The organism is Skermanella aerolata KACC 11604 (assembly GCF_000936425.1).
Taxonomy (GTDB): Bacteria; Pseudomonadota; Alphaproteobacteria; order Azospirillales; family Azospirillaceae; genus Skermanella; species Skermanella aerolata.
In genome coordinates this window covers 1-2883 of the sequence record NZ_AVFK01000127.1, presented here as the reverse complement: position 1 = coordinate 2883, position 2883 = coordinate 1, and the positions used below count along the sequence as shown (strand labels likewise).

The following is a 2883-nucleotide window of genomic DNA, read 5'->3' as shown; positions in this document are numbered from 1 at the left end:
CGCGGTCGATCGCCCGGTAGAGATAGCACCATTTCCCGGCAACTTTGAGGTAGGTCTCGTCGACATGCCAGCACCGGCCGGCTTTGCCGGCCCGGCGCTTGCGCAGGCCTTCGGCCAACATCGGCGCCAGCCTGGCTTCCCAATCCCGCACCGCCTCGTGGGTGAACACGATGCCCCGGATCAGAAACATCTCCGCCAAGTCGCGCAGGCTCAGCTTGTAGCGCAATCTCCAGAGGACCACGAGAAACACGATGTCCCTCGGGACCTGGACCCGGTTCAGCGCCGTGCCGGTCCGCTCGTTGAACCGTCGCCCGCAACCCCGGCACCGAAAACGTCGGAAGCCATGAACCGTTCGCCCCTCCCGCTCGGTGGTCGACGATGAGTGGCAGTGCGGGCAGTTCATGGAAGCTCTCTTGATCGCTCAAAACGGACCTGGGAACCTATCCGCTGGTGGCACTCTCGGCAAACTGCCCCAAGATCTGACACAACCGTTCTACGATCCGGCGCTCTCGGGCGGCGGGTGTGTCATGGACCTGGGGGTTCATCTGGTGGACCTTGCCCTGTGGACACTGGATTATCCGCCGGTTTCCGATGTCTCCGGAAAGCTGTTCGCGGGCGGTGAGCCGCTCGGCGGGCGTGCGGACCGGGTGGAGGATTATGCGGTTGCCACGGCGGACCTGGCGACCGGAACCACGATGCGGCTCGCCTGTTCATGGCGCCTGCAGGCGGGCTGCGATGCCATGATCTCCGCCACGTTCTGCGGGACGGACGGCGGGGTGGCGCTCCGCAACGTCGACGGCTCCTTCTACGATTTCATCGCGGAACGGTACCGCAGCACCGCCCGCGAAACGCGTGCGACCCCGCCGGACGATTGGGGTGGGCGTGCTGCGGCGGACTGGGCGGAGCGTCTGGCCGCGGGGGAACGTTTCGACCCGGAGGCGGAGCGGCTGGTCGATGTGGCCTGTGTCCTGGACCGGATTTATCATCGGTAGGGTCCTTCGGCCGCGAAGCCGTTCCGGCTTCGCGGCGGTCGGATGCGGAACGATAGAGGGCGTGCCGGCATCATGCCCGGAGACTGGCGCAATGCTTGAGCTGAGGGATTCTGCCCTGAAGATCGCCGCCACGCTTCAGGCCGTGAAAGAGCCCGATCCCTTGCGCCTGGAGCTTCGGAACCACTCGCCGGCAACCGCGGCTTAATGGGCATCGATGCATCGTCACGTTAACTTGGATCGGACGTGCGACGACGTTGAAAGGCCGTAGTCAGCCTTTCATGCGGCCATCCGGACGCACGTTTCCTGCTTCCGGTTCTCGGACGCGTTGGTGCGGTAAGCGCGGGACTCGGCGGCGGTCATGAGATGCCGACAAGGATAGCTGTGCTGGTGAATGGGGTCATGAGCGGATAGGAACTGCTGGGCCTGCTTGGGCGACTTGAACCGCTTCATGCGCTCTTCGGGCTGGCGGGTAGGCTGATGCGAATTCCCCGCTCTGTTGTTCAGGTCATTATGCGGTTGCGATGGATCATTTCCCCAGGCGCCCCTACACCACGCCTCGGGACACGATCGTCCGTCATGGGTCGTTCCGCCATAAGCTACTCCTTCATACGTTCCGGCCTGCCACGATCCAGCTTTCCATCGGAGCGGGCCTTGAGATAGCCGTAGATATTCTGGACGTACAGCATGACGTTCTGGTCGGTGCCGAACGACGGCATCACCCTCTGCCCGGTCACTCCCTGCTGAGCCTTGCCGTTGGCTATAGTTTCGGAAAACGTGTCGAAGCCGATGTGCTTGAGGGATTCCACGAGCGCCGGCGCGAAGGAACCGCCGAGACCGTCCGGGCCGTGGCAGACATGGCAGGAGGAGTGATAGCGGCGATAGCCGTTATAGGTCCCCGGATCGACTTTGCCGCCCACGATGACGTAGGGCTTGTCGTACGGGTCGGTCTCTTCTTCGGCCTGCTGGGCGTGGAGGTTTCCCGTAACGAGAACGAGGAAACCGGTGACGGCGATTACGGCTTTTGCAAGAGCGGACAAGTTCATGGCGGTCAAGACCCATAAGGAAAGCCGGCGTTCCCGCCCATGGGCAGACGGGAGCGCCGGAAGTTTGGGGAGATTAGTCCAGCTGAGCGCCTTTCAGTTCGGCAGGGTGAAGACGGTCAGCACGCCGCCCAGGTTGGTGTACTGGCCGAGCGAGGCATGCGCACCGACGGCGCCCAGGCCCGCATGCGGATCGTTCAGGCCAGCCGCCAGACCGATGCCGGCCCAGCCGCCGATGCCCGACAGCACGGCGATGTGCTGCTTGCCGCCGGCGACGAAGGTGTTGACGTTGCCGATGATGCCGGACGGGGTCTTGAAGCGGTACAGCTCCTTGCCGTCCTTCAGGTCGAGCGCGACCAGATAGCCTTCCAGCGTGCCGTAGAAGGCGACGCCGCCCTTGGTGGTCAGGGCGCCGCTCCACACCGCGAAGGCTTCCGGCTTGGACCAGACGATCTTGCCGGTGGTGGCGTCGAAGGCGATGAAGTTGCCCATGCCGCCGTGGGATTTCGGCGCCGGGTACATCGACAGCGTGGCCCCGACGAAGGGCTGTCCAGTCGAGTAGGACACCGCGAACGGCTCGTAGTCCATGCAAATGTGGTTGGTCGGCACGTAGAACATGCCGGTGTCGGGCGAGAACGACGCCGGCTGCTGGTCCTTGGAACCGAGCGCCGCCGGGCAGATGCCTTCGGAGTTGGTGTCGGCGCCGTTGGCGAATGTGCTGAACTTGTCGACCACGGCCGGACGGCCGGTCTTCATGTCGACATGGGTCGCCCAGTTGACGGTCGGATCGTACTTCTCGGCCACCAGCAGCTCGCCGGTCACGCGGTCGAGCGTGTAGGCGAAGCCGTTGC

At 64.3% G+C, this 2883-nt stretch carries 4 protein-coding genes; 1 reads left to right on the top strand and 3 read right to left on the bottom strand.

From position 1 onward, the window contains the following. The coding region (locus tag N826_RS38545; protein ID WP_044437845.1) for a DDE-type integrase/transposase/recombinase at positions 1-403 on the bottom strand (403 nt) is incomplete at its 3' end. Between N826_RS38545 and N826_RS38540 the strand changes: the two genes are divergently transcribed. Then, positions 402-992 carry a Gfo/Idh/MocA family protein gene (locus tag N826_RS38540; RefSeq protein WP_425600617.1) on the top strand — a complete coding sequence of 197 codons (591 nt, stop codon included), beginning with the start codon at positions 402-404 and terminating at the stop codon, positions 990-992. The two genes, N826_RS38545 and N826_RS38540, sit on opposite strands and share 2 nt — an antisense overlap. Positions 993-1588: 596 nt before the next feature. Here N826_RS38540 and N826_RS38530 read toward each other — a convergent pair. Both N826_RS38530 and N826_RS38525 read right to left on the bottom strand, forming a co-directional pair. Beyond that, entirely contained in the window at positions 1589-2035 is a 447-nt protein-coding gene (locus N826_RS38530) for a c-type cytochrome (protein WP_044437839.1), read from the bottom strand. Between the two features lie 93 nt (positions 2036-2128). Continuing rightward, a partial coding sequence (locus N826_RS38525; RefSeq protein ID WP_044437837.1) for an outer membrane protein assembly factor BamB family protein occupies positions 2129-2883 on the bottom strand: 755 nt, incomplete at its 5' end.

Bases quoted from the DNA above. Each gene is read 5' to 3' on its own strand.
- N826_RS38530 (WP_044437839.1), bottom strand. From the start codon at position 2,035: ATGAACTTGTCCGCTCTTGCAAAAGCCGTAATCGCCGTCACCGGTTTC.
- N826_RS38540 (WP_425600617.1), top strand. From the start codon at position 402: ATGGAAGCTCTCTTGATCGCTCAAAACGGACCTGGGAACCTATCCGCT.